Here is a 6,512-nt window from a genome sequence, read left to right as displayed (position 1 = left end):
GCCCGACGCGCGCCCCCCCCGGCTCCCTGAGGTGCGAGCGAAGCGAGCCACGAAGGGCTCCGCAACCTGTCTCACCAGGCCCTTCGTGGCTCGTCGCTATCGCTCCTCGCACCTCAGGGAGCAATGGTTATGTCGTTCTTTCGGATCAGGGAGCAGGGTGGTCGCGCCCTCCGCAAGCTCCGGGAGCAGAACGGGACCAGGGGGCATGCGGTTCTTGCGGATCAGTCGCAGGCGGCCAGCAACTGCTTGATCTCGTCGTCGAAGGCGTTCGCGATGGCCCACGGGTCCGGGGTCTGATCGGTGCAGCCGACGATGCCGATGTTGAGGTTGCCGTCGGCGGAGAAGACCGTGATGTTGAGTCCCAGGCCATGCATGATCGGGCCCAGCGGGTAGACGCCGGTCACGCGCGCGCCGAGGAAGTACAGCGGGAAATCCGGGCCGGCGACGTTGGACACCAGGACGTTGAACACCGGCGGATGCGCCGACGCCCAGTTGCGGTCGCCGTAGATCTTCATCGCGGTGGACAGTGTCGTACCGGGAGCGAACTGCGCCCAGGACCGCAGGATGTTCGCGTCGATCTCGGCGTGGTGCTCCTTCGAGGTCCGGCTCAGCTCTGCCTGCTTCCGCAGCCGCGCGACCGGGTCGGGCTCGTCGGAGGACAGCAGGGTGAACATGCCGGTCACCTTGTTGGTGCCCTCCACCACGAGGTCCTTCTCGTCGGCGCCGTGCACCGAGACCGGGACCATCCCGACCAGCGGACGATCGGGGAGCTCGTCGTGGCCGAGCAGATAGGTGCGCAGTGCCCCGCCGACCATCGCGAGCACGACGTCGTTGAGCTTCACCTCGAAGTGGTCTTTCACTCGCTTCACATCGTCGAGCGAGAGCTGGGTGACGGCGATGCTGCGGTGCGGGGTGATGGGTGCGTTGAACCGGGTGCGTGGGGCACGAAACGGTGCGGGCATCGCCGAATCCTGTTGTGCCCGACGGAACCAGCCGACGGGCACGCTCAACGTGCGGGGGAGCAGTTTGGCCATGGCGAGGGGCCGCTGCACGAAGTAGTTGACCGCGCCGCCCGCGGCCATCGCGACGCGCGACGACGGGCCGGCCGACTCCCCCACCTTCTCCGCGTCGAGATCCGGCGGTTCGGGCGTGAGCGTGCACATCTGGGCGAGCATCTCGGCGCCCGTCACACCGTCGGTCCCGGCGTGGTGCATGCGCAGCATCGCGCAGACCCGGCCGTCGGCGAGACCCTCGATGATCCACAGCTCCCACAGCGGCTTGCCCCGGTCGAGCGTCTGTCCGGCCAGATGACCGCACAGTTCGGCGACCTCGCCGGCGCCGCCGGGGGCCGGCACGCCGACCCGGTGCACGTGACGCTCGATGTCGAAGTCGTCGTCCTCGATCCACACCGGGTGGTCGATGTTGAACAACGAGTTGTCGAGTTTCCGCCGGAACGCGGGTATGGCAGCGATGCGTCGTTCCATCTCGGCGCGGAGTTTGTCGAAGCGGTAGCCGCCCGGCATGGTGCTCGGATCGATCTCGAACAGACCGATGACATGCATCAGTTGCGAGCGCGTCTCGAGGTAGAGAAACGATGCGTCCAGTCCGCTCAAGCGCTGCATGGGATTCGCCTTCCCTCGACGTCGGGCACCCGACCCCGTGGGCACCCCACGCCATCATGCCGCACGTGACGACCCCGGCGGGGTCGGTTCCGGCACAGCCGTGACGGCGTCGAGATGCCAGATGATCCCGGCTCAGAGCGGCAGCGAGTCGACCATGTCCAGAATGTCCTGTCCATCCGTTTCGAGGACGACGATCATGGCCAGCTCGCGCGACGGGTCGTCGGTGATCTTGAAGACCCCGCGTCCGTTCTCGTCGATCAACCCCGTCCCGTGCCGCCATCGCACCGGCCGCGACGTCTCCGAGGAACGCGAGTACTCCGCGTTCAGCGCATCTCGGGACGCGAACCAGAACACCCCGAAGGGGCGATCGACCGAGCCCGCGGCACATCGGACGACGAACACGGTGCGCACCTGACCCGCTCCGGTCTCCGACGGCCCGACCTCGTCGCGGCCGCCGGAGTATCGGCGGATGCACTCGGTGTTCATCCACTGCGCCGCGGTGTCGGGGGCCTGCGGGAGCAGCTCCGGGAACTGCGCCACCAGCGGCGCGAACTCCCCCCAGCTCGCGCCCGTCCGGACCCGCTGCACGGGCCCGGGCTCGGAGTACACACCCGCGCGGATCGCGATGACCCGGTAATCATGTTCTCCGGCAGGCACACTCACGTCCTCGGCGGAGGTCTCGGGTCCCTGGTGGACGACGTAACCGTCGCCGCGGAGCAGCTGATAGGCCGACGCCCCGGACACCGGGTCCCACGACGCGATCACCCGTCCCGGTCGCGCCTGCAGGGTCAGGCCGCCGGGGGTGTCCGGCGCGTCGGGCGCGGTCACCGACCGGACGACGACGAAGCCGCCGACGGCGACCACCGCGGCGACGAGCACGATCAGCCCGATCAGCCACGGCCCCGACCCGAATCGGCGTGGCGAACTCGGTGTCGTGGTAAGGGATGTCGAGGGTGTCGGTGAAGTCATCAGATCGGTAGCCTTCTCAGGACGTCGCCGGCTGCGGCGGCGGGCTCACCCGGGACGACCACCCACACCACCGACCGTGCGTGGTCGCCGTCGTCGAAGGTGAGGATCGCCTGCCCCTGATCCCGCTGCTTGTCCGACAGGTACAGCGTGCCGGTGTGCCCCTGCGCGGTGGTGTAGTCGACGCCGCGGAGGTCGTGGGCGGTCACCTTCGCCGCCGCGACCGCTTCCTCCGGGGTCTCGTAGGTGTCGACGATCACCTGATACGCCGCCACACCCGGGTCCGACGCCCGCCCGCTGTCGTCGCCGGTCGCGGCGTCGGCGTCGCGGGTACACGACACGGTGCGTTTGCTCGACGAGAACGCGAGATCGCCGTCCTCGCCCCAGCAGCGCATCGCGTCGAAGCCGTTGGTGCTCAACGGCGTGGCCGGGATCAGGTCGTGGTACAGGTCGGCGATGGGCTGCAACTCGCCCCATGTCATGAAGACATCGACCTGTTCGGAGTTCCGGGAGAAGTCCGACACCCGGCCGCCGTCATGCGCGGCGACCTGATACGTGTACATGCCGGGCACCGGCCGGGGCGCAGTGAACTCGGTGGCGGGCCCGGAATAGATCACGTCCTCGTTCTGGGTGACCACGTAGTCGGTGGCCCCGGCCACGCCGTTCCAGGTCAGTTCGACAGCGGTGGTCGTGACCTCCACATCCGGGGGATCGGGGGTGTCCAGGGAGGTGGCCGACATGCGTGCGAAACCGATTCCGGCGCCGAGGATTCCGGCAACGAGCACCGCCACGATGGCGATCGCGGCGAGGTGGCGAGGCCGGCGGACGGAAGTGGGTTGCGTCGCATCGTCATCGGGTGGCCAGGTCTGCAACGGACCCGGTTGCACGGGCGGTGGCGTGTACCCCGTGCTCCCCGCGACGCCGGCGCCGACGTGCCGGAACCCCGGGCTCGGTTTTGGACCGGCCGGCGCGGGCCCGACGGGGGTCCCGGCCGGGGGCTCCGTCGGGGGCTCGGGCCTGATCGCCGGGCCGATGAGCGTTGCGCGGGAATCGAAGACGTCGGCGAGCGCGGCGGCGAACTCCCCCGCCGTCGGGTGACGGCGACCCGGCTCCTTGGCGATCGCCCGCGCGAGCACGGCGTCGACCCCGGCGGGCAACGCCCGGTTGCGGGCGCTCGCCGACGGGGGTTCGTGATGCATGTGCGCGGTCATCAGTCCGTGCAGCGACGGCGAATCGAACGGCGGTGCACCGGTGAGGAGTTCGTACGCAGTGGCAGCGAGAGAATAGATGTCGCTCCGGCCGTCGACGCGCAACCCCTCGATCTGCTCCGGCGAGGCGTAGCGCATGGTCCCGATGGTGATCCCGGTACCGGTCAGGTGGGTCACCTCGTCGAGGACCTGGGCGATGCCGAAGTCGGTGAGCTTGACGGCCTCCGGGGCGCTGTCGGTGTCGCCGTCCGCGCCCGGCGTGATGAGGATGTTTGCCGGTTTGATGTCCCGGTGCATGACGCCGCGCCGGTGCGCCGCGTCCAGACCCGCCGCCGCCCCGGCGATGATCGTGCACGCGAGACCGGGGTCGAGGGGCGACTCCCGGGCGAGCATCCGGGCCGCGTCGGTACCTGGCACGTACTCCATCGCGATCCACAGCAACTCGTCGAAGACGCCACGGTCGTAGACGGCCACGATGTTGGGATGGTGCAGCGGCGCGACGATGTCGGCTTCGCGTTCGAACCGCGCGCGGAAGACCGGGTCCGCGGCGTGGACCGAGCGGAGCACCTTCAGGGCGTCGGCGCGCGGCAGCCGGGGATGCGCGGCCTGATAGACCTCGCCCATGCCGCCGCGTCCGAGCACGTCGAGGACGCGGTACCCCGCGATCAGGTCCCCTACCTGGTACATGACGTCCTCACCGATCCGTGTGCGGTGGCTGTGCTGGGGACGAATGGTACCGATTGTCGCGAAACGCGGTGGACCACATCGGTGCGGACTCTACGATCGTCGGCGATGGAAACCACCGAGAACCCGACCCCGACGACCGCCGAATTCACCCCGGCAGAGCTCGACGAGGCCTTCGCACAGTTCCAGCGCACGGTCGCCGAGATCGCCGTGACCCGGGACTGGGATCGCTATGCCGAACTGTTCACCGAAGACGCCGACTACATCGAGCACGCCTTGGGCACCATGCGCGGTCGCGAGGAGATCCGGACCTGGATCTGGCGGACGATGACGTCGTTCCCCGGCAGTCACATGACCGGGTTCCCCTCGTTGTGGCATGTGGTCGACGCGACGACCGGCCGGGTCATCTGCGAAGTCGACAACCCGATGCGCGATCCGGGCGACTCGACACACATCACCGCCACCAACATCACCATCCTCACCTACGCCGGCGACGGCCGGTGGAGTCGCGAAGAGGACGTCTACAACCCGATGGAGTTCGGGCGCGCGGCGATGCGCTGGTGTGAGAAGGCACGCGAACTGGGCACCATCGACGAACCGGCCACGGCGTGGATGGAGACGACGGGCGCGATGTTCGCCTCGCGTCCACGTTCCGGTTGAGGGCCCGCCGACCTGCGCGAACACCGGTTCCGGCGTCGCCGGTACCGACGTGACCGACACCACCGGCCGGACGCGTAACGCGACGCGCGGGCGTGAACGACACCCAGGCGACGGACTTGGGACACCGGTGTGCGTGCCGTACGCTAGAACTTTGACCAGTGGCGACGGGGCGGCGCGGGGGACCCGGCCCGACACACCACGGTTCGGTGGGCGGGGTGCGCACCTCCCCACGACGACGTCGCGAACCACGGTCGTGGCCGCCGGCCACGCACGCGGATCGATCGACACGACGCACGACGACGACACGCAATGACGACACACGCGGACACGGTTCGGAGGACATCTATATGGCACGCGACCTGACGCAACTCGAGCTACTCAAGGAGCTGGCCCCGGTTGCCGAGGACAACGTCAACCGCCACCTCAAGATCGCCAAGGACTGGAACCCGCACGACTACGTGCCGTGGGACGAGGGCCGTAACTTCGCCGCCCTGGGTGGCGTCGACTACGACCCCGAGCAGTCGCAGCTCGACGAGGTCGCCAAGGCCGCGATGATCACGAACCTCCTCACCGAGGACAACCTGCCGTCGTACCACCGTGTCATCGCCGACAACTTCTCGATGGACTCCGCCTGGGGCCACTGGGTCGGTCGCTGGACCGCCGAGGAGAACCGCCACGGCATCGTCATGCGCGACTACCTCGTGGTCACCCGCGGCGTCGATCCCGTCGCCCTCGAAGAGGCGCGGATGATCCACATGACCAATGGTTACGACCCGATGCTGGCCGCCGCCGGACGCGTGGACGAGCTAGAGGAGCACGCCGACGAGCTCGGTCTGCTGCATTCCGTGGCGTACGTGACCTTCCAGGAACTCGCGACCCGCGTCAGCCACCGCAACACCGGCAAGGCGTGCAACGACCCGATCGCCGACAAGATGCTGCAGCGCATCGCGGCCGACGAGAACCTGCACATGATCTTCTACCGCAACATCTGCGGTGCGGGCTTCGACATCTCCCCCGACCAGACGCTGCGTGCCGTCACCGACATCGTGACCAACTTCCAGATGCCCGGCGCCGGCATGCCCAACTTCCGTCGCCACGGCGTGCTCATGGCCAAGCACGGCATCTACGACCTGCGTCAGCACCTCGAAGAGGTCGTCATGCCGGTCCTGCGTAAGTGGAACGTCTTCGAACGCGACGACTTCAGCAGCGAGGGCGAGAAGACCCGCGAGGAGCTCGCCGCCTTCCTCGAGCAGCTCGAGAAGGACACCATCCGCTTCGAGGAGATGCGCGACCGTTCGCTCGCCCGCGAGGCCAAGAAGCGGGAGCAGCAGGCATCCTGAGCACCCTCGTCGACAGCCACCCGGCGCCCTCG

5 protein-coding genes are annotated in these 6,512 nt (G+C 68.6%); 2 read left to right on the top strand and 3 right to left on the bottom strand.

Annotated features, from left to right (window positions below; genetic code table 11):
* Positions 1-221: 221 nt before the first annotated feature.
* From KB201_RS18205 to KB201_RS18195, 3 genes are all read right to left on the bottom strand, one after another.
* Entirely contained in the window at positions 222-1,622 is a 1,401-nt protein-coding gene (locus KB201_RS18205; protein WP_065629730.1) for a wax ester/triacylglycerol synthase family O-acyltransferase, read from the bottom strand.
* A 132-nt stretch (positions 1,623-1,754) separates the two neighbouring features.
* Positions 1,755-2,591, bottom strand: coding sequence for a fibronectin type III domain-containing protein (locus KB201_RS18200; protein WP_165629678.1), 837 nt, complete (start codon positions 2,589-2,591; stop codon positions 1,755-1,757).
* On the bottom strand, positions 2,591-4,483 hold the full coding sequence (locus tag KB201_RS18195; protein ID WP_211540044.1) for a serine/threonine-protein kinase: 1,893 nt from the start codon (positions 4,481-4,483) through the stop codon (positions 2,591-2,593). Before KB201_RS18195 ends, KB201_RS18200 begins: the two co-directional genes overlap by 1 nt.
* A gap of 105 nt (positions 4,484-4,588) precedes the next feature.
* On the opposite strand from KB201_RS18195, the gene KB201_RS18190 reads away from it, so the two are divergent.
* Both KB201_RS18190 and KB201_RS18185 read left to right on the top strand, forming a co-directional pair.
* The gene (locus KB201_RS18190) at positions 4,589-5,140 is read left to right on the top strand and encodes a nuclear transport factor 2 family protein (RefSeq protein ID WP_211540042.1); all 552 of its coding nucleotides are present in this window, start codon (positions 4,589-4,591) and stop codon (positions 5,138-5,140) included.
* Positions 5,141-5,487: 347 nt separating this feature from the next.
* A complete protein-coding gene (locus KB201_RS18185; RefSeq protein WP_058253529.1) occupies positions 5,488-6,480 on the top strand; it encodes an acyl-ACP desaturase in 993 nt (330 codons plus the stop codon).
* The last annotated feature ends 32 nt before the right edge of the window (positions 6,481-6,512 follow it).

Origin of the sequence: Gordonia sp. SCSIO 19800 (assembly GCF_018132775.1) — a bacterium.
GTDB classification, from domain to species: Bacteria; Actinomycetota; Actinomycetes; order Mycobacteriales; family Mycobacteriaceae; genus Gordonia; species Gordonia hongkongensis.
The sequence above is the reverse complement of the archived record's forward strand: the minus strand, read 5'-3'. Positions and strand labels throughout refer to the sequence as shown.